The organism is Limnothrix sp. FACHB-406 (genome assembly GCF_014698235.1).
Lineage (GTDB): Bacteria > Cyanobacteriota > Cyanobacteriia > CACIAM-69d > CACIAM-69d > CACIAM-69d.
Map to the genome: position 1 here is coordinate 291,104 of NZ_JACJSP010000001.1, position 22,900 is coordinate 314,003.

Genomic DNA, 22,900 nt, shown 5'->3' on the forward strand with positions numbered 1-22,900 from the left:
TGATTAGCAGAGCAGAATCATTCAGCATGTTCCAGGTAGGGGCGCACCGATGTGCGCCCGCAATTTCGCCAGTTTTAAAAAGTGCCCGCCAAGGCCGAAACGCAGCGATCGCACGCTAAGGGATGTTCCTCAATCGTGCCGACCGAAGGCGAATAGTTCCAGCAGCGATCGCACTTGTGCCCCTCGGCATCCACCACGCCCACACCCAGCGGCTCCGATTCAAAGCTGTATTTCAAGCCCTGGAGCCGATCGACTCCATCCAGCAATTCCACCTGGGAGGTGATGAACAAATAGCGCAATTCATCGACCCCGTTCGTGTCATCGCCCAGGGAAGAAACCGGGTTGAATTTTGACAGTTGATCGCGCAGGGAATCATCGGCCACATAGAGCAGCAACTTCGCTTCCAAGCTGGCCCCGATCGCCCCGTCCTTGCGGGCCGCTTCCAAGACCTTGTTGGTTTCCATGCGGATTTGGCGCAGGCTTTGCCACTTTTCCGCGAGGGCGGGTTGCGACCAATCGGGATCGATCGCCGTCCAACCGGCTTGGAACACCGATTGATGGGATTTGGTGTAGGGAATCGCTTGCCAGATGTCTTCGGCCATGTGGCAGAGCACCGGGGCGATCGCCTTAGCCAGATTTTCTAGGGCGATCGCCAATACCGTTTGGCAACTGCGGCGACGGAAGGCGGTCGGCGCACTGATGTAAAGTCGATCTTTGGCGATATCCAGATAGAAATTCGACAGATCGACCACGCAGAAATTCTGCACCGTTTGGAAGAATTTGAAGAATTGGAAACTGTCGAAGGCTTCCGTAATTTCGCCAAAGACTTCCGAGATCCGATGCAGCAAATAGCGATCGAGTTCCGGCAGTTGATCGTAGGGAACTGCATCTGTTGCCGGGTCGAAATCGTGCAGGTTTCCTAACAGGAACCGCGCCGTATTCCGGATCTTGCGGTACACATCGGCCATCTGTTTCAGGATCGTTTTTCCGATCGGCACATCGGAGGAATAGTCCACCGACGACACCCACAACCGCAGCACATCCGCGCCGTAGGGCGGGTTTTGTTTTTGATCCTTGCCGCCGTTGATGATTTCCAGCGGGTCGATGATGTTGCCCAGGGATTTGCTCATTTTGCGGCCCTGTTCATCGAGCGTGAACCCGTGGGTCAACACCGTTTTATAGGGCGCATGGCCGGAGTTGGCGACGCTAGTGAGCAAGCTCGATTGGAACCAGCCCCGGTGTTGGTCGGAGCCTTCCAGGTAGAGATCGACCGGGTAGCCCAGGCCGCGCTGTTTGGCCACCGCCGCCCAGGAGGAGCCGGAGTCGAACCACACATCCATCGTGTCCGTGCCTTTGGTGTAGGTGCGGCCGTTGCTGCGGTAGGGTTCCGGCAACAGTTCCGCTACGGACAGTTCCCACCAGGCATCGGAGCCGCGCTGGGCGAAAATGTCGCGCACATGGGCGATCGTCTCGGCGTTCATCAGCACCTCGCCGGTTTCCGCGTCGAAGAACGCCGGAATCGGCACGCCCCAACTGCGCTGGCGGGAAATGCACCAGTCCGATCGCTCGCCCACCATCGACTCGATCCGGTTTTGGCCCGTGGCCGGAATCCAGCGCACCTGCCCGATCGCCGCCATGGCCGCCTCCCGGAAGCCATCCACCGACGCGAACCACTGCTCCGTGGCCCGGAAGATCGTCGGCTTCTTCGTCCGCCAATCGTAGGGATATTTGTGAGCGTAGGGTTCCCGCTTCAGCAGGGATCCCGCCTCGGTCAGGGCGGCGATTACCGCGTCGTTGGCATCCTTCAGCACGTTCAACCCGGCGAAGGGGCCCGCTTCCTCGGTAAAATTCCCCCGATCGTCCACGGGCGACAACACCCCTAACCCGTACTTTTGCCCGGTGATGAAGTCCTCTTGACCATGGCCGGGAGCCGTATGCACCAGCCCTGTCCCCGATTCCGTGGTGATGTATTCGCCGCCGATCACGACGGGTGAGGTGCGATCGAACAGCGGATGCTGGTACTGGCAATGCTCCAACAGCGCACCCTTGAACGTGGCTTGCACCGTCAGGGCCGCCCCGAAGGTCTCCGCCAGCGACTCCGCCAAATCCTTAGCCACCACGAGATAGCGCGGCAGGCCCGCCAGTTCTCCGGCCGTGTCCACCACCGCGTAATCCAAGGCCCCATTCACGGCCACGCCCAAGTTGCCGGGGATCGTCCAGGGGGTCGTAGTCCAAATCGCCACGCCCAAGTCCGCCGCGAACTCACCCAGCACCGGTTGAGCCGCCGCGCTCAGTTCCGTCACCCGAAACGCCGCATAGATCGACTGGGAAATGTGCCCCTCGGGATATTCCAACTCCGCTTCCGCCAAGGCCGTTTGGGAACTGGGACTCCAATGCACCGGCTTCAGGCCGCGATAGATATAGCCCTTGGTGAACATTTCGCCAAAGACTTCCAGTTGCGCCGCCTCGTATTCCGGCTTCAGGGTCAGGTAGGGATTTTCCCAGTCGCCCCACACGCCCAAGCGCATGAATTGGGCTTTTTGGATCTCGACCTGTTCGAGGGCGTAGGCTTTGGCCTTTTGGCGCAGGGCGATCGGGGTAAGGCCGGCGCGTTCGTCTTTGCCCAGGGATTGCAGCACTTTCAGTTCGATCGGCAGGCCGTGGCAGTCCCAACCGGGAACGTAGCGCCCTTTGCGGCCGCGCAGCAGTTGGTAGCGGTTGATGATGTCCTTCAGGGTTTTGTTGAGGGCGTGGCCCATGTGCAGCGACCCGTTGGCGTAGGGTGGGCCGTCGTGCAGGGTGAAGGTTTCGCCGGGGTTGCCTGCTGCCAAGGTTTCGTAAATGTTGGCTTCTGCCCAAAAGGCCTGAATTTCCGGTTCGCGCTTGCTGGCGTTGGCCCGCATGTCGAAGGCGGTCTGGGGCAGGTTAACGGTGTCCTTATATTGGCTTTCGGCCTTGGCAGTTTTGTCGGCAGTCACGGCGGTGTCGCTTGCGTCATCAAAGGGTTGCAGTCCCTAAGATTCTACCGGCTGACGGCCGGGCTGGCGGGGTGGCTGAAATTCAAGATTGGTATAATGGTTTGTGAGGTTTTGTTGGCTGGGCGATCGTATACTGAACTGAAATTTAGATACTAAACTGAAATTCAGAATACTCAAAGTAGCTTAAAACCAGCAATCTTCGTATCGAAGCCTACTTTGTTTTTTAGTCAACTCTCAACTACATTCAGACTTATGAAGGTTAAGCGAGATATCAGTCGAGGAGGCTTTGGAAGAGTGGAAGAAGTCATTCTTGCAGATGGTAGCTCTGTCGCAAGAAAAACATTTGATCCACTACCTAGTGTCAAGTCAGGAACTGACATCAACAAGCTTAGGAAAAGATTTAAAAAGGAAGTGTTGTACCAGAAAAGCTTATCCAGTTCCAGTCAATTTTTTCTACCTGTTTTAGAATCCAACTTGGAGTGTGACAAGCCTTGGTTTACAATGCCCATGGCAGAAACTACATTAGAAAAGTTTATTAAAAAGAATAAGGAAAATCCCGAGGAGCTAAAATCAGCACTATTTGATATTCTCAATTGCCTAGAAGAACTACATTCCCAGGATCTTGTCCATAGAGACTTAAAACCTCAGAATGTACTATTGCATCAAGAAAATTGGAAATTATGTGATTTTGGATTAATCTTAGCTCATGGTGAAGACTTCACAGATCTGACATCTACAGATTCAGCAAAATGGGGATCAAAATTTTATTGTGCTCCAGAGCAAATGGAAAATTTCAAGCATGTAAAGCCACAAGCAGATATTTATTCATTTGGATGTATCTTACATGATATTTTTGACGGGTCTACAAGAATACCATTTGCTGAACATCGAGCCGAAGGGAACATTGGCTTCATTATCGAAAAGTGTACCAAGAAAGACTGGAAAAGAAGATATAAAAACATTTCGGCATTAAGAAATGCACTTTCATCATGCTTGACAACTTCTCGATTAACTCTAGTACCAGGAGATGAGGAGTGGATAAACTATCTAAAAGATATCAGCATCCAGGAAAATTCAAAAGTTGACATTGAAAAACTAGGATTGTTTGTCAGATTTTTAAACAGATCCGAAGTCCTGAACCTAGATAATATTTTTAGAATAGTGGATGAAGGAATTCTTGAGAAAATACACACAAGCGATGAAGATTGCTGGGAAGAACTGGCTAGTGCTTATTGTGAGTGGACACATCAGAAGTTTGTTTTTGAATACTGCGACGTTATCGTTAAGCGTCTGGAGAAAATTTTTGACTTAGGAAAGCCATCACTCAAAGCAGAAGCAGCAGTAGCAATGGCTCGGCTTGGTGCAACTCATAATCGTTGGTTTGTTATGAAGAGATGCCTCCTTAAATGCTCTCCTGCACTGACAGAATCAGTAGCAAACAGAATTAAAATGGAAATTCTGTCAAACGATGAGTCTCAGGGACATTTTCGGGTATGTGCATCTGCATTTAAGGGTGAGAGTATTCATTCTTTTCATCCACTTATTGCAAACATTTTGTTGAAGCATACCAATACTTGATAGCTACCGGGATAAATGCTCTGTGTACCGTTGAGACCGATATCATATCGTTCCCAGACTTCACGCGGGAACGATACGAGAGTACGGGAACTATGCGAATCAACATTGCCTCGGCTGAATATCACACGATCGGGAAGTTGACCCGTCGGTAGATTTCGGCTAGGGGAATCGAGAGTTGCAGATTGCTTAACCAGAGAGCCGCATTGATTTCCCCGTAGCTGGTAAACGTCCAAGCCACCGCATCAGTTTTGCAATAGTGCTCGATGTAGGGTTCCTCAGCACTAATCAACAAATAATCTTGAAAGCTGGGGAGCGATCGATATTTGCGGAACTTTTCGCCCCGATCGCCCCATTCCATTGCAGGCGACAACACCTCCACAATCAAACTAGGATTCAGGATTTCATCATTGCGATCGCCGTGAAATTCTGGCTCCCCCCGCACCACCATCCCATCCGTATAAGTGCAGCAGCGATAGTCAGGAATCCAAACCCGCAAATCGCTGTTATATACCTGCCAATCCGTATCCCGCAGCGCAAAATGCAGAAACGCCACCAGGTTCACCGCGATTTTGCTATGGGCCTCTGATCCGCCAGCCATTTCCACTCGAATTCCATCGTGATATTCATGCCGCTGATCGGCGATCGCTTCCTGCTGCCAATAATCAGCCAACGACAGGCGATCGCCCTGCGATGGCGGCACGCTCGGAGCGGATGGGGTTGACGCAACCATAGCGAAACCCGAGGGAAACGGGAACTTTAGGTTAATGCTTAGTTTAGCAAGGCGATCGAGAGGCTGCCGGTCGGCGTTATTGATTGCCGAGATTGCGCAGAATTTGAGTTGCGATCGCCAATTCCTCCAGGGAAGTTAGGGGCGAAAAAAGTCGCGAAAGATCGTAACAACGACGCGGTTGCTGTTGCAATTTCACGAAAAACATTTCATCCCCATTAGTGACAAAGCCAAAGCTGGGGCGATCGGGATCAGGATTCGCTGCCAAATAAGCCAATGATTGGGGCAAAGCTGTCCACACCGAAAGAGCCGTTTTTTTGGACTCAATCACCACAATCCAAAGGCGATCGCGCAAGACCAACACATCCAAACGACCTTGCAGGATTTCATCCCCATCCCCGATCGCCAATTCCACCGAGGGTTCCGCACAAATTTGAAACGGTGGATCGTAAAAACCCGCGATCGCCAACAGGGGCGAAGTGAGCAACAAATTCACCGTTCCTTCCAAAAGTTGCCCGGCCGATCGCTGATAGAGATATCGTCGTCGCAATTGCGCCAAGGCCGCGCGATCGCTCTCCGACAGCGGCGGTAAACGATCGCGCCATTCCGTGAAGAAGTCGCCGCCCTCTTCCCAACGCGCCAACGCCAGGGTTTGTTCTGCAACCGCCAGACTTGTGATGGCATCAGTAACCGCGATCGGCATGAAATCAACCGTTAGGAATTGTTAGTGTGGCAGCGTCGTTCTGGTAACCAAAGCCGATCGCCCAGATTTGGTTGAATTTCACGGGCGATCGCCGGATGAATTGTCCCAATGACTAACCGTTAGGAGTTGACCGGGAGCAAACTAGTATCCCAAAACAGCCTGAATTTTTTGCTTCAGCGTCTCGGCATTGAAGGGCTTAACAATGTAGTTGTTAACACCGGCTTCCTTGGCAGCGATCACATTCTCCGTTTTGGATTCTGCTGTCACCATAATGAAAGGTGTGGTGCTTAGCTTGCTGTTAGCTCGCACTTCTTTCAACAGTTGCAGCCCTGTCATTGGCTCCATGTTCCAATCTGCAATAATCAGCCCAAACTTGCTCTCTCGCAGCTTCTGAAGGGCGCTAACACCATCACCCGCTTCTTCAATATCGTCATAACCAATCTGCCTCAGCAAATTCCTGATGATTCGACGCATGGTGGCGTAGTCATCAACGACTAGAACTTTCATCTTCTGTTGCTCCTATGGGTGAAGAGATGGTGAGCCATCAGGTCTATGCTTGGGCGAAAAATGCAGCGCTTGGCAAGTTTGACTGTGATGGTCACGACAATGAATGAATCTTAATAGATTGGATTGGTTAATGCGGCTAAAAATATCGAGACTCAAAATTAGTTTATGTTTTTTAATTTTTTGGATATCAATCTTTTAGATTTCAATCTTTTGGCTGGATTGTTTCTGAATTTGCCACTTCCGAATTGGCTAAATTAACTGGTTCAATGCCCTCGGTTTCGATCGCCACAGAGGCGATCGACTGGTTGCCCGATCGCTGATATTTGGCCCAAAGGGGATGGGGCCGGCCGGCCATTGCATCGGAGTCGATCGCGCCGGGGCCCAGGGCCGCCCGCCAAGACCAGGTTTCCGGCAAGGGGTCATAGCCTCCCGGTTGGAAGGGATGGCAGCGCAGGATGCGGGCCAAGGCTAACCAGCCTCCGCGTCCGAGGCCAAACCGCTGAATCGCCCCGATCGCGTAGTGGGAGCAGGTGGGGTAATAGCGACAGTTGGGGCCCAACAGGGGCGATAACAGGACTTGGTAAAGACGCACCAGCCCGATCGCCAGTCGGCCAGGGAGCGATCGCAACAGGGAAATATGGTTGGTAAAACCTGTTTGGTAAAACCCGTTTGGTAGCTGTTTAGGCTTTTGAGATATCCTCTCAGGCATCTTTTTTAGAAGGCTTGAATCCATTCTTTGATTTCGTATTCTGTCCAAATACCATTTTCCCAATAGGGATCGGCTTCAATGAGCTGACGAACGATTTCTTCGCTGTCTGCTTCATAGATGCCAAATACTTTGCTGTTGTCTTTGGTGGGGCCTAGGGTGATCAAAATGCCTTCTGCTTTTTGTTTAGCTAAGCCGTCTAGGTGCGCCTGTCGATAGGGGGTGCGTTTTTCGAGGGCATCTTCACAGTAGCTGCCAAACAAAATGTATTTAGCCATGGTTCAAGAGTTGTGATGAATTAGGTTTTTTGGGGCTGCCGATTGCGTGAAAAAGCAAAAGCAAGCATGAAAGCGGTGGCTGAACGTGGCTCCTTTCAGCCACCGCCTTCAGGCAACTTAGGAAGTGGATTTGGGATGCCAAACTCCATGGAATCCGAGGTTAATCGGGTGGGGGAAGGCTAAGCGGGCGATCGGGACATCATCTAGCCGATCGTTCTGCCAGATGCGCAGGTCGCTGCAATCCCGGTTGCCATCATAGACCACGCTCAGGATCCAACCCGATCGCCCGTCGCCGGCCGGGTCGGCCACAAACAATGGCTCCGAAGGATAGCACCCCGGTTCTAGGCTGGCATAGGTGATGCGATCGGTTTGGGCATCGTGGCGGGCGATCGTGCCGAATTGTTCCTGTTTGAAAGCGGCGGGGCGATCGAGGTCGGGTCGATGGGCCGAAAAGTAGCTGTAGCGGTTGGGGGAGCCAACTTCGCTGGGGGCCACGGTCGGAAAGTCCGAATGGCGATCGAACAGGATCCGTTGATCCAGCAATTGCCGCCGCTGGAGATCGAACCGCAATTCCACGTATTGGGATGTTGCAAGGGTGTTGATTTTGCCGCTGGCCGCTTCCTTCAGGTGTTGATTGGTGGCAAAGTTTGGGTAACGCGCCATGGTCAGGCTGACGGAGCGATCGGGATTCTGCCAACCGTTGCCAAAGTGCCACTGAAACCAAGGTTCCGCTTCAATGGTGGCGGCGAGGGTCAGGGTTTCACGATCGACAAACCAAACTTGCGTGGGCCGATTGCCCTGCCACTTCATCGCGTCACTGAAACACTTGAAGTTCAACAGCGCTGGCAACAGTTCCAAACTCAAGGGCGGAATGCAAAAGACCAGATAGGGCCCCGCCAACACACAATCATGGATTAAGGGCAGGGATCGCAGGGGCAGTTGGCGTTGGGCCAGGAGGCGACCGGCGCGATCGAACCGCAGCAAGTTCAGCTTGGGACGGGGGCCCGGCAACACTCCAAAGTTATAGATTTCGCCCGTGGCTGGATCCACCTTGGGGTGAGCAGAGAAGGCCTGACCCGGCTTCAGCACCCCATCCAAGGAATCGGGGCCGATCGTGGTCAAGTTGTCTAAATCCAGCGCATGGGGCCAACCCCCTTCCCACAGGGCCAGGAGCCGATCGCCCAAGGGCAAAACGGAAGTATTGGCCGCATTTTTGAGATCGCGCCCCACCCGTTGCCACCAAGGTTTTGGAGCCAGTTGCCCGTAATTGGCAAACAACCATCGATCGGCCGCTTCTTCCTGTTCGTAGGCGGCCGTTTGCACCATCCGATAGGTGGCTCGGGCCTGGGGTGGGCCTTGGGGTTGATCGGGCGATCGGCCAAAATGCACCGCCAACACCGCCCCATCTCCATCAAACCAATGGCCCGTGGGCTGTCCCGATCGCACTATCCGGCCCGGCCCGTTGCGGTAAAGCGTGCCTTGCAAATTTTCGGGAATTGCCCCAGCGGTCACCGTCAAGGGAGTGAGCGGAAATTCGATCGCCGGTCGCTGCACGGCCGGCAACCACTGAGGATCGCGACTCGTCTGAGCTTGCTCTGTTGCTAAAACCATTAATTTCGCAATCTCCTGACGAATGATGGCCTGTGTTTCGCGGTTCAGCGCGGCCCTACGTCAATCTGGGATGACCTGGGACGAGCTGAAATGAACTGGCATGAATCCCCAACCTTTTATCATCGCCGGTGCGATCGCAGCAACTCGATCGGTGGGCCTTCACTGCTGGGGCGATCGAGCTGCCGTGATCGACGGGTCTGTTTTAGAGCAAATTGATCGCCGCGATCGACCGCTCATCCATGGGGTCTGTCTCTATGTATCTGGACAGCACCGATAGAGACTGATGGCCGGTTAACGTCTGGATGGTGGCCAGCCCTACACCTTTTGCGGCCAATCCAGAGCAAAATCCTCGGCGGGCGGAATAGAGCGATAGGCCCAAGCCGGTTAACTTAGCTCGGATCAGCGCTCGCCTGAATGCTGCATCCATGGTGCGACGGTGAATTTCTCGATCGGGCGATCGGCGCGATGGGAACATGAGCAGCCCTGGGTCTGGCCGGTAAGCCAGCAAATACGGGTGTAACTTCCGCGCGATCGGCACCTCTCGGGTGCGGCCGCATTTGCGCGATCGCCCGCTGAAGACGATCGCCCTCAGCGGCTGGCCACCACTGCCATAAACGCTGGCTTGGGGCAACCGCAAGATTGCCGTGGGTCGCTCGCCTGTATACCAAGCGATCGCCCAATAAAGTCGATGTGCATTTTCAGAAAATGCATCCAAAATCTTAAGAAATAATTGATCTGTTAGAGGCGTAGATCGCCCAGTTCTATTGATTTTCATACCTCTTTTTTGCCCTGCCTAACTAATCAGGTATCTTGATAAGATCCTTTCAGCTTGCAAAGCTCATAAAGCTTGTTTCATAAGGATCTCAGCTCTTTTCAAAATAGCCTCTTTTGTATAGTTGAGGCAATTTTTGTATTACTTAAAAACGCATTAGATTACTGATCAGAGTTTGGCATTAAAAATGCTTCTAGACCGCACTCAGATCCCACCTTCGATTGCAACCGTCGAACAGTTGGCCGTTTGGGCTGGCACTCTGTTGGATAACGTGACCGGCACAAAACAAATCAAAGAGCAAGAAAATTCACTGCTGGTTTACGCGGCTCAATTTCAAGTTTTTCGGGCGGCCGATGAAACGGTGCGCTGCATCATCAGGCAGTCGATCGAGCTGGATCCTGCCTATGTCGCTGATCAAAGCAAAAAGCTTTGGATGTTTGCGCGCCCCTTGACCACGGCAGAACTCCCCCTGGGATTCCGAGTTGATTAACGATCGCTAATCTGTCAGGCGATCGCCATGCCCGAAATTCCCTTACCCGGCTCCATCTTCCCTACTGCCAATAGCGTCGCTGGCCAGCCCAGCAACGAAGATTTGCAGCGGCAGATCGATGATGCATGGTCACGGGGCCGGCCGTGGGAGGCTCCGTCGCTGGCTCCAGCGCTTAAGCCGATCGTCCCTGCGTTGCCCCCGGCGCTATCGGGGGGCCCGATTAATCCAGTCGGGGGTTCACCATCATCGGCCACAAGCGGCCGCCATCCAGGCGATCGGTTACCGGCCCCAACCGGCGGATCGCCGGGTGAGGATCCGGGTACAGGGCCGGGCGATGGGCCCGATGAGTTCACCATTCCTTACCGAAAATCTAAAATCAGGTTTACCGTCTGGATGGCCGAAGCGATTTATGACCCCAAAGACAAAATCTATGATTTTGGGGGCTGGTCTTTCTTTTCGAGTCGCATCACCGATCTGCCGGCCGGGCCCTATCGCTTCCGAATCACGCCTATGGAGCCGGAATACGCCGGCCGCTACCGATCGCCCCCGAGTGGTGCAAAACGTCTCTACGAAGCCGTGCCCTTAGACCCCACCGCTCGCACCGTCCAACTGGCGTTCGCATCCTGGGGCTGCATTGCGGCGATCGAGATCGTCTCCAGCGAGGATCCCGATAGCACCCCGGTTCCTGATTTTCCTGATTTTCCCAGTGGTGACGGCTTTACCATCAACAGCCCGCCAATCCGCACACCCCCTAACCGGGCCCTACCGCCGCTTGCCTTTCCGCCCGGTTCTACTGGTCGCTTTCCCGGAGGTGGATCCGTGTCTCAGTGTCGTTTTGAGAAGGCTAATCTCGATAAGATTTTGAAAAACCAAGACGATATTCTGAAGCGTCTTGGGCCTGAAATCAAAAGTAAGAAGGGCGGTGAATACGGGCTGTCTGGTGCAGTTCAAAACGTTCAGAAGATGCAATGGCTCAACCAAACACTAAACGTTTTGAGCGTATTTTTTAGCCTGCATAACGCTTTGATGTTATCTCGTAATCTGACTGAATCGGTAACGGGATTGTTGGACGTTGGTTTGCAAGCGTTTATGAGAGTTTTTCGGCTATCGGATCCCGATGAAGATGCTCAAATTGATGTAGCAGACCTGATCAGCAAAGGTTGGCAAGCTTTGATGATTGATGTGTTCGGTAAAGAGCAATGGATTTTGATTCAAGCCAAAATCGATGCTGCTAATCGCATTTTGCAAAGTGCCAGCAACGTTTATTTCAATGTTCAATCAATTTTTGATGGGACTAGAGGGCTGATTGAAATTGCGACTAATAATGTTAGTCGCATTGGCAATGCTTTAAAGAAATCAAGAATTGTTGGTGAGAATGATTATAAATGGATGCCAACGGGCATCAATGCAAACTCAGGTAGGATTCAAAAGCTGTATGACACAATTAATAACGCAACTGAATTGACCGATGTGCTAACAGGAATTGCGGGTGAGGTCGTTAACATTAGCGATGAATCGCGCGAGTTGGCCAAGGCTCAGGCGGAGTTAACCAAGCAGCTTTCAGGCGCTCAGGAAATCCTAAATAAGGAGGACTTGCCTGAAGGCGAGATCCGACCTGTTGGCTCTGGCTTCAATCCTGAAAACGTGCCACAGACTCTAATTGCTGAGTCGGCCAAAAAAGCGAGTGAGGCAAGCGATATCTCGGCGCTTGACCTTTTTAGCGACGACGCGCCTTGGGAATTCCTGGGCGATCCACCGCCTAAGGGGTAGACCAATCATGGGTGTATCCTCTCTCGACAGCCCTGAAGGCTACAGAGTCCTAAATGATCCGATTTTGCGATCGGGTGCTCAGGCCAGACCGATCGGAGAGCCGATCAAAATCCCCCTACCACCCGTGCCCATCCCATCGGGCGGTGGCCGCGGCGGGGATGATTTGGATCCGGCTCCGTCCAGGGCTAACGATGACTTAGACCCGGCCCCGCCCAGGCCGGAAGATATCCCGCCGCCACCAGCCGCACCAGCTCCACCACCCACAAACCCGTGGGATTTTTTGCCCGATTGGTTGAGATCGCCCCCGGCGCTGCCGTCGATCGCCCTACCGCAATTGCCACCGCTCCCGGATTGGCCAGCCTGGCCCGGGCCGCCGGCTGTGCCCATGGGCTGGCCTAAACCTGGCATCCGGCCGCCTAGTGATGCGCTGCCAAAACCGACCGGTGCATCACCCTCGGCCGCAAAACCGGCCGACATCCCGGGGGAACCGGGAGAGAGAGCGCCGATCGGCTCATCGGCTCGGCCCTACTGGGTTGCCTATGAGTGGTGGAGGACGGCCTATGAGCGATATAACCCGGCTACTCGTAAATTTCGATTCACGCACTGGGGTATATCGGGCCGTGGGGTCTTAACTCTGCAAGGGCCTCTTACCGTGGTGCGAGTGCCGATTTTGACAAGCATTAGGGCTAATTATGACCCCGATGCGCTGCCAAGTGAGTGGCAAGACATCTATATTCGGGATGGCGCTGGCCGTACTCATTACTTGGTTGATGGGGCATACTTTGGGGCGGCCTCATGGGCGATCACGGCTGTGGATGGCCTGCCTGAGCCATGGTTACCCGATCGGCAACCCAAACCACCTCAGCCAGGGGTAGACCCCTACCCCTCTCGGAATCCAGCACCTGTGCTTGGTCGCCCGGCCGCCATTCCCCAGCCAGCTATCCCCCAACCGGACGATCGCCCCGATGTGCCAGCCCTGCCCACCCCAGTTCCAGGGGCGGCGAACCCCCCGATTGAGATCCCGCTCCCGGCCAATATTCCGGTAGACAAACCGGCCGCCCTTGATACGCCCTTTGCACCTGGACTCGCGGGCGCTCCGGGCATTCCTACCCTTCCGGGCCTGCCATTGATCGGCTCGCCTTTCCCGGCGATCGGCTCACCAGCCATTCCATCGGATGCGCCCAAGGCCGGTTACGGCCCCAGCGCGGCGATCGTCTGTCGATTCCAGGCGATCGACCTTTCTGAGATTCTGCGCACCAACGATCGGGCCTTGGCCGCAATCGGCAGTATTGAGCTGGTTGGGCCCATGCAGGGGATGACCCTAACCAAGCGGATCGAGACCATTAGGCGGCGGTTTGAAATTCAGCAAGCGCAATTTTCTTTCGTCAATTTACTCGAAATTCACAATGGTTTAATTCAATCATCCGATTTTCTTGAATCAGTAACTAATACCTTTTCCGGTTTCCTGAATAACTTCATTAGCGAATTTAGTTTAACTGCTACTGATGACTTGACCGCGCCACCTGATTTTGCAGAGACCATTCAACAAAGTTTCACAAGCTTTGTTAATGCGTTGATTGGTCAAGAAAATTGGGCTAACTTTCTATCAAAACTACTGAATCAGAATCGGATTGTTACCAGTTCTGCCAACTTATTCAGTAGCCTTTCTACCAATTTCCAGGGCACTAATGCCGTCGCTGAGGTGCTAACAAACAACGTCAGTAGAATTGGCAATGCATTGAAAAGGTCAAGAATTGCTGGTGAAAATGATTATAAATGGATGCCCGTGGGAATTACGGGCTTGATTGGTCGATCAATTTTGCTCTTTGGTGCTCTAACGGGTAGTGGTGTTGTAGAACTGCCAGATTTAACAACTCTATTTGGCAAAAAACCGTTATCGATTGATGAAGAGACCTTGTTGCTGGCTCAAAATCAGCAAGATTTCAGAGCGCAAATTGCTAACGCAGAGGAACCGATTAAGGATGAAAACTATAACCCAGATTTGCCAAGACCGATTGGCAAGGCAGCACAGGAAGATAATGTGCCACAAACATTAATGAATGAAGCGGCTAAGAAAGCCAGTAAGGCGAGCGATTTAAGTCCCGATGATTTGGAATTTGGAGATTAATTATGCCAACACCTAACCGTTTCCCCTCAGACCAATTACCTAAGAATTTTTCCCCGACTGAACACTTTCAGGATCAAGTGAAGCGGTTAGTTAATCCCGAAGTGGCTCGTTATTTTCGCGACGTTGGCGATGAGTCTTGGACTCCCGGCCAAAATGGCGATCTGTCAAAGAGTCCTAGAGCGTCGATCCGACTGGCTTGCTCCCATCTCGAACCCGACACGATCGACCTAACGATCGGGCGGTTGATTTTGTTTTACCTGGTGACCAGACGTGATGAGCTTGTGAATCCACCGATTTACGGTTTGCCAATCCCTGGGTTTCAGCAGTCGGTTAAATTTTTGCCCCAAATCTCCCTGTTTTTTCGGGAAAGCCGTCAGGATCTTGAACCTGGTCAGACCCCGATTACGGGTGAGGTTTCGTTTCGATTGAAATCGGGTGAGTCGCTCTCGGAATCGGCTTTAGAGGCGATCGGTCGCAGAATCAAATCAGAGTTCCCACCTGGTGCGGAAAGTCATTGGCAGAAAGGCCGCGATTGCATGGCCTACCGTGACTTGGAACGCAACCCACCCATTCAGCTCAAAATCCTTTGCGCCTCAAAAGCTGCTGGGCGCGACATGGTGGAGGCGATTTTTCGAGTTTTGGGGGAGGCTCCCGACTGGTCTAAGGCCCACTTCAGCCAAAACGAACAGGAAGGGACGGCCTACCCGGTGGTTCCTGGCTCCGATACGGTGCTGGGGCGATCGCGCAAATTGCCACGACGGCGGCCCATGGCCAGGGTGAAGCTCCAATATGCCGTGGCGCACATCTGGCCTGTCCCTGTCCCCATTCCGATTTATGACACAACGGGGCGGTTTGGGGCCGCGCTGGTTAGGGGGTAGTGATGCCTGTGCGGCGATCGCCTGTACCCAAGCCCGATCGGCCGGAGTTTGCGAGGAGACCTATTAGGTTTCCGGCTGTTTTTTGGAGTTCCAAGTGGGGTCAGACTGAGAGCAGAATTCAATCACGCACCTGCTTTCAGGGCTTAGGTAATGGCTAACTCGCTCGTTCAAAAGATGCTTGAGGATAAACCGGGACTGATCTTCGCAGACGGCGAATGGATCGGTGTCAAGGTTGCTGATCTGCTGGGCCCCGTAACCGTACCTACTTCGGCGGAGGCCATTGGAGATGACCTTTTGATGGGTCTCTTGTATCGCCTGATGGAGGTGGTCTCCAAGGCCGAAGATGCATGGGTTCCGCCTGCTGGCACTAAAAAGGTCAACTCCCTATCGGTGGTTGAATCTACGTCCTTGCAACAAATTGCGCCAGGCGTTCGGGGTGTGATCAACCAAGCCACGATCCGAGTGGTGCAGCCGGTTGAAATGCAGCAAGTCGAAGCGGTTCGGTCTTAAGGATTGAGTGGGTTTGACGGCATCAAACCCGCTCTATGACTGTTTTTTTTAAGTGGTAGGGCAAGACAATGCGCAAGCGACGGTTTAATCGGATCAAGCAAGCAATTAAAAACGGGGCTACTGGCGGATACCTGACTAAGTACCTCAGTTATCAGTCCGGGTCCAGCCCGCTCACGATTACCAAGGTGGTAGATCGTAAAGGCACGATCAAGAAGGCTCTAAATCCTTTTGGTGACGCTGCTACTGTGCCGGTGTCTCTACTGGTGTCTTTTACGGGCCGAGCGGCCGCGGCTCAGGCGGGCTTCGGGGTTACTGATACCATCCTGGCTCTTGATGATGTTGACGCTTCAACGGTCAAAAATCGGGGCTTTTTGCCGGCCAAGGCTGTTTTGACTGAGCGGTCGTCTGGATCGGCCCCTAAAGTCAGCGGAATCACGGGGTTATCTTACAAAAAACCAACCAGCAGCGATTCTTTCACTTTGCCTTTTGGTCAGGTCACGGGGGAGGGTGAGTTTGAGCGTCAGGCCGTTATCGTCGCTGCCGTGACGGCTGCATCTTCCCCAACCAACATCAAATCGGTCAGCTTTAAGCCTGAGCGAATGTACTCGTAACGATGCGTTATCTGGAGCCGCTGGAAGACTGCTTTCGGCCTGAGCTGGTCTGTCTCCCCGAGTTGGAGGACAGCGACATTTTGGCAGCCTGCCAGCAGCTCTGGACGATCAATCAGGCGCTCGATCAATTTCTGTACGGCAATCTGAGCGAAAGTGATTTTTGCGACATTTTGGAGGCCAACGGCCAACAGATGGATGATTACCTGGCGATCGCGATCGCCAACACAGAATTGATCGGGCTGGATTTAACTTAGGGGCGAGATCGGCATGGGCTGGGACTTCCTGGGGTTGCATGAACTGGATTTGCTGGCTAGCAACGCCTGGGAATTTCCTTTCCTGGTGCTGCCGGTGTCGCCGCTCGATCACTTTGCGGTGCGGGTGACCTATGTTGCTGGGATTGTGATCGTTGCCGGTAAGCAGCGCTACCCCACGATCACGGGATTACTTGGGCAGTTCCTCAAGGAACCGGGCCTGGCTGATAGCTATCAAGTTCAGACCCATCGCCTGTCATTTGAACAAGACCAATCAATCGTTTTTAACTTTGGCCCCCAAGGCCATACTTACGACGAAAGCACGGGCCAAACCGTGGCCGGGTCTACGATATGGCAACGCGACGGGGCGGGCAATCTCGAGCTGCGGACGGCGGTAGAAACCTGGATCGGGGTTAAGGCCGTGCCCAAAAAACGCGGGGTTAAGCCAGTCACGATCCTTACTTCCACAGGCGAGCAAGTCACTCGATATCCCTGGTGGTATGACACTGAGCGATCGAAATTCACGATCCAGGTTGAAATTTACACGGAGTAACAGGCGATGGATGCTGTGGGTTTCTTGAGCGATCGGCTAAAGCATTTAGAAGAAACGGTGAATCAGGGCGATCGCGCGATTTTGCTCGAGCTGGGTGAAATTCGTGAAAAGTTGGGGGGTGTCACTGGCCTGACGGATCAGGTGAACGACATCGATGGCCGGGTGAACGCGATCGAACAGTTGTTGGCCCGGGCCGGTGAAACGGGATTGGTGTTGGCGGCCCGGGCCGCCCGGGCGGCCCAAGCCATGCCCGGGGGCTGGCGCGGTTGGGGCCTGCTGGTCTTGGCCGGTGCGATCGCGGTTGATTTGCTGGTGGATCTGTTGGGCTGGGGGGAGCTGCTGCGGGCGATCGCTCACCGGCTGTTTTAAACTTCGCAGCTCAACCGTCGGTAATTTTGCCCAGATAAGTCGATCGCAGTTTGCCTGCCGATCGCCATCGCAGATACAGATACGGCCCATGGCGGCCAATTTTTTTTAGCTCGAAATATCCACCGCTCGGTTGTGCCGATTTTTCGGCTTTTCCACAACTTAGGGAGCGGTTTTCTTGGGTTTCGGCGGGGGTTTGCTCCCTAAGAGCTTGGGACAATCCCGCGATCGCATCCTGCAATAACAGCAGCTCCGAGGGGGATAGTTTGGCGGCGGCCTGGATGGCGATCGACAACCGATCGATCTTTCGATCGGCTTCCGGTGGTGCAGGTGGTGCGGTTGGTGCAGGCCCCCAACTGGGGTCAAGCTCCCTGCTTTTGCGATCGGGCTTCAATTCTGCCGAAATTGGGATGTTCCCAAAACCTAATGCGAGCTGCTCTCTCATTTCTCCCGGGGTAGAATTACCAAACCACAGAGCCTTTTCACAACTAAGCAAAACGAGCGATCGCGTCGGGCGATCGCTCGTTTTTTTTGGGCGCTACTCGGTTGGGGTCGGCGGATCTTCAGGTGCGAGCGTTTCTACAGTTTCCTGCCACTCCGCGAGAACTTGCTCTAAATTGCTCAGACGATCCTTGAGGCGCTGCTCCCTCTGCTCCAGGCGCTCTCTGTCTAATTGGCAATCCTCAATCTGATCTCGCAATTCCGCAATCAAGTAGCTCAGGGTTTTCCCGTGAGTTCGCGGCTTAGGTCGTTGCCCAGAAGATCCCGTGCAAAGCGTTCTACTAGCTCGCTGGCGCTGGTTCGTAGCGCCTTGGCTTTCACTGTCAGCAATTTGCGGGCAGTGGGAGTCAGGGTCAGTTCGTAAACCTTTTTTTGCTCGCCGTAGGTTGGTTTTCGTCCTGCTCGCATTGAAAGAGTCCCCCATAACTATCCCCCAATTTTATCCGGGATAATGCTTGATTTTTAATCCCGGATTGATTTACTATTTGAATTGTATCAGGGATAAATTGAAATTGAGCAAAGCGCCCCTGATGGCGCGGTCTATGACCAGCGCGGGATTTGGGGGAGACCGGCACAAACGGCGGCCGGCCACCTTGCACCCGAGATCACCGCGTGAATTTGCGTCCCTGATTGGTGTTGAGAGATTGGTTTGCAGCGGGCGATTCACCACACGGACGATCGCCCACTTTCCTTCCCCCCAAACTTCGGAAAATTGCCTATGCAGAAATCTATCTACGACGACCGCACTGAGGCTCTCACCTTCGGGGCAGAGCAACTGTCTCTACTGGTGGCCCGAGTTCGGCAAGCCCTGAAGGAACTGGGTTACACCATCCGCAAGCGCAACCAGCGCCCTGAGTGGCTGATCATCGCGCCTAACGAAAAATGGGCGCTGCTGGTCTATTCCCACGCCAACGGATGGGAAGTAAAGGGGCCGGCCGATAGCTCAGACAAAACCACGATTTCTGAAACCATTCAGCGTTTTATCGTTGCCGTCAGTGCATATGAAACGAGATCTCGACAGTCTAGACAATTGTGAGCTGATTGATCGCAGTCCATCTCTACCATGGGTCGTCTATCGGTTGGGACGGCCCAACCGCCACGGCCAGCGGTCGCGGATCCGTCAGGCCGCATTTACGAGCTACGTTCACGCTCAACTCTTCGTCCGGGGATTAATTGCCATTAATTCCGACTTGGCCCACTGCCTAGAAATTAAAAATTGCGAAGGGAGGTTACCCGATGATTCGATTGTTAGCCGTGCCTAAGGTGAATCGTCTCCATTGGCTCCATGCCTTGAGACCCGCTGGCCGGCTTTTACCGCTGCATCCTGGCGTACCGATCCGATCGGTGCGGCCTCGGCGGGATGTTCCCATCGGGGGTGAGGCCGAATGCTGGTGCTATGAGTTGTCCGATCAAGAGCTGACCGATTGGCAGAAATCAATCTTGGTCAGGTCAATGGACCAGGAGGGGCTGGATCGAGAAGCAACACTATGCAGGCTCGATCGCGGTTTCCCCGTGCCCGTTGCTGATGTCGATTTTGTCCAGATCGAAGCCAACGGGGCCATCCAAACGGTTGTGATGTTCCCAATTGAAATACCGGAGGTCACCGTTTCATGAATTCAGTGATTTGGGTGGGCGATCGCTTTTTGAATCTCGACTGGATTCGGCAAATCCATGCTGAGGCAAGAACTGGCGAGCTGACCATCGTTTGGGCCGATGGGGACACCCTGAACCTCAGTGGCACGATGGCCGTGGGCTTGTTCCATGCGCTCAAGGAACGGTGTGAGGGGAAAAACCTGGCGGTGGAAGTGATGCAAGATTTGCACACCGCTCTACCCGACTGGTTTCAGGAGCTTTGGGGCGTAGGTCAGTATCCGGAGCCAGTGGAGTTGGAAAACAACATCCTAGACGACCTTGAGTTTTAGACATGCCCCAAACTTGCTCGGTCTGACTCACCGGGCAAGCTTGGGGCAGCGTCCAAACCTGCTCCAACCGTCTGGCGATCGCGCTCAGGGCCTGAGGCATGAACCGAGCTTTCGCGCTCTTTCTGATTCATAGGCTCGGCGCGATCAATTGACGGTTTAACCCACACAACCGGCCCATAACCAAAAGCCGGTAAATGCCTTAAGAGGGAATTGAGCTAGGCAACTGTCCCGGCTTTTGGGTGATTCATAGGCTTGCTGTGTGGGGTCAACCAACACCCATTCATACCATGCGAGTTATTGGTATTGACGTAAGCAAAGCATCGGTCACAGCTTGCGTTACAGACACCAGACCGACCGAACCTCGACAATTTTATTACGATGCAAAATTTCTGACCCTGCCCGCCAACGCGGCCGGCATTCGGGCCTTGCTCGACTTGGGGGCCGATGTGGCCGTGCTCGAACCGACCGGAGTTAATTACTCCAAACTCTGGGGGACTCAGCTCGCCCGCGCCGGTGTGCGGGTGGTGCTGGTCGGCCACAAGGAGCTGCGGGGTTATCGTGCGGGCCATCTCGGATTACCCGATAAAGATGACGATGCTGATGCCTTGGCCCTGGCCTGCTACTACTGGGACTATTGCGACTCACCGCGGCGGTTTGTGTCCGATCGCACTGAGGCGATCGTGCAAATCAGGCGATTGGTGCTGAGACTTTGCCACCTCAACCGGGTGCAAAGTCCGATCGTTAATCGTCTGCGTCAGGATCTCGCGTGGCAATTCCCAGAGGTGGCCCATGTCAAATCAAGGCGGGTTTTGCTCTCAGATTTGCCGCCGCTTCTATGGAGCTGGATGGCTGGGCTGCGTCCGTCGGCCAAATATGATCGCCTGTACGCGGCGACCTGCGGGCTGGGATTGGATGAGCTGTCGCGCAACCATGCCGCGCGACTCTGCAATCTTCATGCTGAAGAATGCGCGATCGAACGTCAGCTTTACCAATATCTTCAGGCTCCTGACTTTGCACCCTATCGCAAGGTTTTCGCCCGATTTGGGTTTGGTATGCGGGTAGAGGCCTTACTGATTTCGCAGATTTACCCGATCGAGAACTACCTAGGGCCCGATGGGAAACCAGAGATCAAGATTCGCAAGGGTCGCAAGTCCGGTAACCCAACCAAGCGGCATCTCAGCCTGCGGAGATTTACCAAGGCCTTGGGCTGTGCTCCTGGGCGTGAAGAATCAGGCGACATGAAGCGCGTCCAGGTCGTTGGTGGATCTGATTTATGCCGCCGCGCTCTTTGGCAGTGGATCTTCACTCGGATCGAACCTGAGCGGGCCCGGCCGAAAAATCAAATTGGAAAGCTGCTGGGCGATCGGCTCGATCAAGAGAAGTCAACCAAGCCCATTAGGCTCGCTCGCTCCAGGTGCGCTGGCTACGCTGCCCGGTTGTTATTTTTCGAGCTGGTTGCATCCCTTATTACATAGGCAATGCTTTCAGTAATTTTGTGACCCCAAGCGATCGCTCGTATTTACGGGCGATCGCTTTGCTGTGTCTGGATGTTGGTGCTGCGATGACTCGCTGCATTTATATTGACTAGAGGGAATCTGAAGAGTCATCGTCGGCTGTTCCTAGGAAGCCGTTGCGCGATCGTTTTCCACTTCCACGGGCGGCACGTTGGGCAATGTGCAGCAATTGACCTGATCTAGGCAAACCTTGCCCCACTGCAACGCCCAACGCACCAAAGCCACCCGATTTTCGGTTCTGGTTTTGGTCAAGATATTACTGATGTGGTTATCAACCGTTCGCTTGCTGATCTCTAACTGCTCCGCAATATCTTGGTTGGTTAAACCAGCAGCCACTAATTCAACAATTTGCAGTTCGCGATCGGACAGGGAGATCCAGTTATCCATGGGACGGTAAGACTTTCCGTTTGTTGAATCCGTATATTTACTTATTTTCCCCCAGTTGCTTGGGGCCTGGGGAAGCGACAACCGGGCCGAGCGCCCCGTTGCTTCAGCAACTCAGATCCCTATGAGTGTACTTGACGATTCTTAACATGCCTATGGGGCACGGGCCGATCGATCCCAGCGGCCCTAAATCCAGCCCCGCAACCAGTAAGCCACCATCCCCACATATTCTTTAATGGCCCGAGTGGTGGCCCGCAAATTATCCGCATCGGGCAAGAAATTCAACGCAATTCCCTCTGGAGAACTGCGCCGCTCACGCTCATCTTGATCACTAAAAAGAAAATCCGTGGGAGCCGCGATCGCCTCAATTCCCAGCTTGCGAAAAATGGCGATCGAGCGCGGCATATGCATCGCTGAAGTCACCAACAACACCCGCCGCAACCGTTCCCGCTCCAAAATCTTCTTCACCTCTTCGGCATTTTGGCGCGTGTTCAAGGAGTTGGGATCCTGCAACATGTCCTCGCTCGGAACTCCCATTACTCCCGCCAACTCCGCCATGGCCGCCGACTCCGGCTGACCGCCCCCGCCCCGCCAAGCAATTCGACCGCCACTAAAAATCAGCTTCGGAGCCTTGCGATCGCGATAGAGCTTCACCGCATAGAGGGTGCGATCGCCCTCATCAGCCAGATCAATCCAAGGGCGAGGTGGCTCCGTGGACTTAATGCCCCCACCCAAAACCACGATCGCATCGGCCCGGGGCAGGTCACCGGAGCCGCCCGTTTGTTGCTGAAGCACCAGGGCCCGCGACTCCAGCGATCGGGTCAGGGCCACCGCCACCCACCCATTCGCCGCCGTCCACAAAATCACCAGCGCCAAGGCCACCGCCCAAGCCGCCCAACGCCCGCGCCGCATTGACAGCAACACCAACGCCGCCACCATCAGAGCGCAACTTAGCCCCAGGGGATAAAAAAACAGTGGCAACAGCTTCGATAAAAACAAAAACATGGGCAGCGATGGCAAGGGCAAAACAAGGACGAAAGCATAGTTCATCATTCATAATTCGCCTTTGCTTGTCAATCGCCGTTTCAGTTCATAAGCCAGCATAAGACAATGAAATCGATGAGTAATTTTTAAAGGTTTGGCACAAAGTTTAAAGCAATTC

27 protein-coding genes and 1 pseudogene are annotated in these 22,900 nt (G+C 53.8%); 14 read left to right on the plus strand and 14 right to left on the minus strand.

Going from position 1 to position 22,900, the window contains the following annotated elements; translation table 11 throughout:
* Positions 1-74 precede the first annotated feature (74 nt).
* Positions 75-2,903, minus strand: a complete 2,829-nt coding sequence (gene ileS / locus H6G53_RS01145) for an isoleucine--tRNA ligase (RefSeq protein WP_242030767.1) — start codon at positions 2,901-2,903, stop codon at positions 75-77.
* A gap of 327 nt (positions 2,904-3,230) precedes the next feature.
* On the opposite strand from ileS, the gene H6G53_RS01150 reads away from it, so the two are divergent.
* Complete coding sequence (locus H6G53_RS01150; RefSeq protein ID WP_190530666.1) at positions 3,231-4,556, plus strand: protein kinase; 1,326 nt, start codon at positions 3,231-3,233, stop codon at positions 4,554-4,556.
* Between the two features lie 121 nt (positions 4,557-4,677).
* Here H6G53_RS01150 and H6G53_RS01155 read toward each other — a convergent pair whose 3' ends face one another.
* From H6G53_RS01155 to H6G53_RS01185, 7 genes and pseudogenes are all read right to left on the minus strand, one after another.
* Positions 4,678-5,286, minus strand: a complete 609-nt coding sequence (locus tag H6G53_RS01155; protein WP_190530667.1) for a Uma2 family endonuclease — start codon at positions 5,284-5,286, stop codon at positions 4,678-4,680.
* A 76-nt stretch (positions 5,287-5,362) separates the two neighbouring features.
* Positions 5,363-5,986 carry a type I restriction endonuclease gene (locus H6G53_RS01160; RefSeq protein ID WP_190354705.1) on the minus strand — a complete coding sequence of 208 codons (624 nt, stop codon included), beginning with the start codon at positions 5,984-5,986 and terminating at the stop codon, positions 5,363-5,365.
* Positions 5,987-6,127: 141 nt separating this feature from the next.
* Positions 6,128-6,493, minus strand: coding sequence for a chemotaxis response regulator CheY (locus H6G53_RS01165; RefSeq protein WP_190530668.1), 366 nt, complete (start codon positions 6,491-6,493; stop codon positions 6,128-6,130).
* A gap of 409 nt (positions 6,494-6,902) precedes the next feature.
* Positions 6,903-7,124: pseudogene (yidD, locus tag H6G53_RS18625) on the minus strand (membrane protein insertion efficiency factor YidD); the annotation flags it as partial.
* Between the two features lie 83 nt (positions 7,125-7,207).
* Positions 7,208-7,477: a YciI family protein gene (locus H6G53_RS01175; protein ID WP_099534605.1), complete on the minus strand. Its 270-nt coding sequence runs from the start codon at positions 7,475-7,477 to the stop codon at positions 7,208-7,210.
* A gap of 117 nt (positions 7,478-7,594) precedes the next feature.
* Positions 7,595-9,088 (minus strand): carotenoid oxygenase family protein, encoded by a 1,494-nt coding sequence (locus H6G53_RS01180; RefSeq protein WP_190530669.1) that lies wholly within the window; start codon positions 9,086-9,088, stop codon positions 7,595-7,597.
* Positions 9,089-9,290: 202 nt separating this feature from the next.
* The gene (locus tag H6G53_RS01185) at positions 9,291-9,803 is read right to left on the minus strand and encodes a tyrosine-type recombinase/integrase (RefSeq protein WP_190530670.1); all 513 of its coding nucleotides are present in this window, start codon (positions 9,801-9,803) and stop codon (positions 9,291-9,293) included.
* A 295-nt stretch (positions 9,804-10,098) separates the two neighbouring features.
* On the opposite strand from H6G53_RS01185, the gene H6G53_RS01190 reads away from it, so the two are divergent.
* Complete coding sequence (locus tag H6G53_RS01190) at positions 10,099-10,350, plus strand: hypothetical protein (protein ID WP_190530671.1); 252 nt, start codon at positions 10,099-10,101, stop codon at positions 10,348-10,350.
* A 14-nt stretch (positions 10,351-10,364) separates the two neighbouring features.
* Here H6G53_RS01190 and H6G53_RS01195 read toward each other — a convergent pair whose 3' ends face one another.
* Positions 10,365-10,706 carry a hypothetical protein gene (locus H6G53_RS01195; protein ID WP_190530672.1) on the minus strand — a complete coding sequence of 114 codons (342 nt, stop codon included), beginning with the start codon at positions 10,704-10,706 and terminating at the stop codon, positions 10,365-10,367.
* A 37-nt stretch (positions 10,707-10,743) separates the two neighbouring features.
* On the opposite strand from H6G53_RS01195, the gene H6G53_RS01200 reads away from it, so the two are divergent.
* Positions 10,744-12,120 (plus strand): hypothetical protein, encoded by a 1,377-nt coding sequence (locus tag H6G53_RS01200; protein ID WP_190530673.1) that lies wholly within the window; start codon positions 10,744-10,746, stop codon positions 12,118-12,120.
* A 78-nt stretch (positions 12,121-12,198) separates the two neighbouring features.
* Here the strand turns inward: H6G53_RS01200 and H6G53_RS01205 are convergent, their stop codons facing one another.
* On the minus strand, positions 12,199-12,597 hold the full coding sequence (locus H6G53_RS01205) for a hypothetical protein (RefSeq protein ID WP_190530674.1): 399 nt from the start codon (positions 12,595-12,597) through the stop codon (positions 12,199-12,201).
* A 490-nt stretch (positions 12,598-13,087) separates the two neighbouring features.
* On the opposite strand from H6G53_RS01205, the gene H6G53_RS01210 reads away from it, so the two are divergent.
* The 7 genes from H6G53_RS01210 to H6G53_RS01240 all read left to right on the plus strand — a co-directional run bounded on the left by H6G53_RS01210 (position 13,088) and on the right by H6G53_RS01240 (position 17,420).
* Entirely contained in the window at positions 13,088-14,248 is a 1,161-nt protein-coding gene (locus H6G53_RS01210) for a hypothetical protein (protein WP_190530675.1), read from the plus strand.
* A gap of 77 nt (positions 14,249-14,325) precedes the next feature.
* Positions 14,326-15,126 (plus strand): hypothetical protein, encoded by an 801-nt coding sequence (locus H6G53_RS01215; protein ID WP_190530676.1) that lies wholly within the window; start codon positions 14,326-14,328, stop codon positions 15,124-15,126.
* A 150-nt stretch (positions 15,127-15,276) separates the two neighbouring features.
* The gene (locus tag H6G53_RS01220; RefSeq protein WP_099534312.1) at positions 15,277-15,636 is read left to right on the plus strand and encodes a hypothetical protein; all 360 of its coding nucleotides are present in this window, start codon (positions 15,277-15,279) and stop codon (positions 15,634-15,636) included.
* A gap of 68 nt (positions 15,637-15,704) precedes the next feature.
* Entirely contained in the window at positions 15,705-16,247 is a 543-nt protein-coding gene (locus H6G53_RS01225) for a hypothetical protein (RefSeq protein ID WP_190530677.1), read from the plus strand.
* A gap of 2 nt (positions 16,248-16,249) precedes the next feature.
* Positions 16,250-16,501, plus strand: coding sequence for a hypothetical protein (locus H6G53_RS01230; protein ID WP_190356183.1), 252 nt, complete (start codon positions 16,250-16,252; stop codon positions 16,499-16,501).
* 13 nt (positions 16,502-16,514) lie between these two features.
* Complete coding sequence (locus H6G53_RS01235) at positions 16,515-17,051, plus strand: hypothetical protein (protein ID WP_190530678.1); 537 nt, start codon at positions 16,515-16,517, stop codon at positions 17,049-17,051.
* Positions 17,052-17,057: 6 nt separating this feature from the next.
* Positions 17,058-17,420 carry a hypothetical protein gene (locus H6G53_RS01240; RefSeq protein ID WP_190530679.1) on the plus strand — a complete coding sequence of 121 codons (363 nt, stop codon included), beginning with the start codon at positions 17,058-17,060 and terminating at the stop codon, positions 17,418-17,420.
* Positions 17,421-17,430: 10 nt separating this feature from the next.
* Here the strand turns inward: H6G53_RS01240 and H6G53_RS01245 are convergent, their stop codons facing one another.
* Positions 17,431-17,862 carry a hypothetical protein gene (locus H6G53_RS01245; RefSeq protein WP_190530680.1) on the minus strand — a complete coding sequence of 144 codons (432 nt, stop codon included), beginning with the start codon at positions 17,860-17,862 and terminating at the stop codon, positions 17,431-17,433.
* Positions 17,863-18,134: 272 nt separating this feature from the next.
* Positions 18,135-18,326: a hypothetical protein gene (locus tag H6G53_RS01250; RefSeq protein WP_190356186.1), complete on the minus strand. Its 192-nt coding sequence runs from the start codon at positions 18,324-18,326 to the stop codon at positions 18,135-18,137.
* A 310-nt stretch (positions 18,327-18,636) separates the two neighbouring features.
* On the opposite strand from H6G53_RS01250, the gene H6G53_RS01255 reads away from it, so the two are divergent.
* The 4 genes from H6G53_RS01255 (at position 18,637) to H6G53_RS01270 (ending at position 21,315) form a co-directional block, all read left to right on the plus strand.
* The gene (locus H6G53_RS01255) at positions 18,637-18,954 is read left to right on the plus strand and encodes a hypothetical protein (RefSeq protein WP_190530681.1); all 318 of its coding nucleotides are present in this window, start codon (positions 18,637-18,639) and stop codon (positions 18,952-18,954) included.
* Positions 18,955-19,154: 200 nt separating this feature from the next.
* Complete coding sequence (locus tag H6G53_RS01260) at positions 19,155-19,532, plus strand: hypothetical protein (protein ID WP_143472939.1); 378 nt, start codon at positions 19,155-19,157, stop codon at positions 19,530-19,532.
* Positions 19,529-19,840, plus strand: a complete 312-nt coding sequence (locus H6G53_RS01265; protein ID WP_190530682.1) for a hypothetical protein — start codon at positions 19,529-19,531, stop codon at positions 19,838-19,840. Before H6G53_RS01260 ends, H6G53_RS01265 begins: the two co-directional genes overlap by 4 nt.
* 287 nt (positions 19,841-20,127) lie before the next feature.
* Complete coding sequence (locus H6G53_RS01270) at positions 20,128-21,315, plus strand: transposase (RefSeq protein ID WP_190530683.1); 1,188 nt, start codon at positions 20,128-20,130, stop codon at positions 21,313-21,315.
* A 144-nt stretch (positions 21,316-21,459) separates the two neighbouring features.
* On the opposite strand, the gene H6G53_RS01275 is transcribed toward H6G53_RS01270, so the two are convergent.
* Together H6G53_RS01275 and H6G53_RS01280 are read right to left on the minus strand one after the other, a co-directional pair.
* Positions 21,460-21,741 carry a LuxR C-terminal-related transcriptional regulator gene (locus H6G53_RS01275; RefSeq protein WP_099534603.1) on the minus strand — a complete coding sequence of 94 codons (282 nt, stop codon included), beginning with the start codon at positions 21,739-21,741 and terminating at the stop codon, positions 21,460-21,462.
* Between the two features lie 183 nt (positions 21,742-21,924).
* A complete protein-coding gene (locus tag H6G53_RS01280; protein ID WP_190530765.1) occupies positions 21,925-22,743 on the minus strand; it encodes a YdcF family protein in 819 nt (272 codons plus the stop codon).
* Between the last annotated feature and the right edge of the window lie 157 nt (positions 22,744-22,900).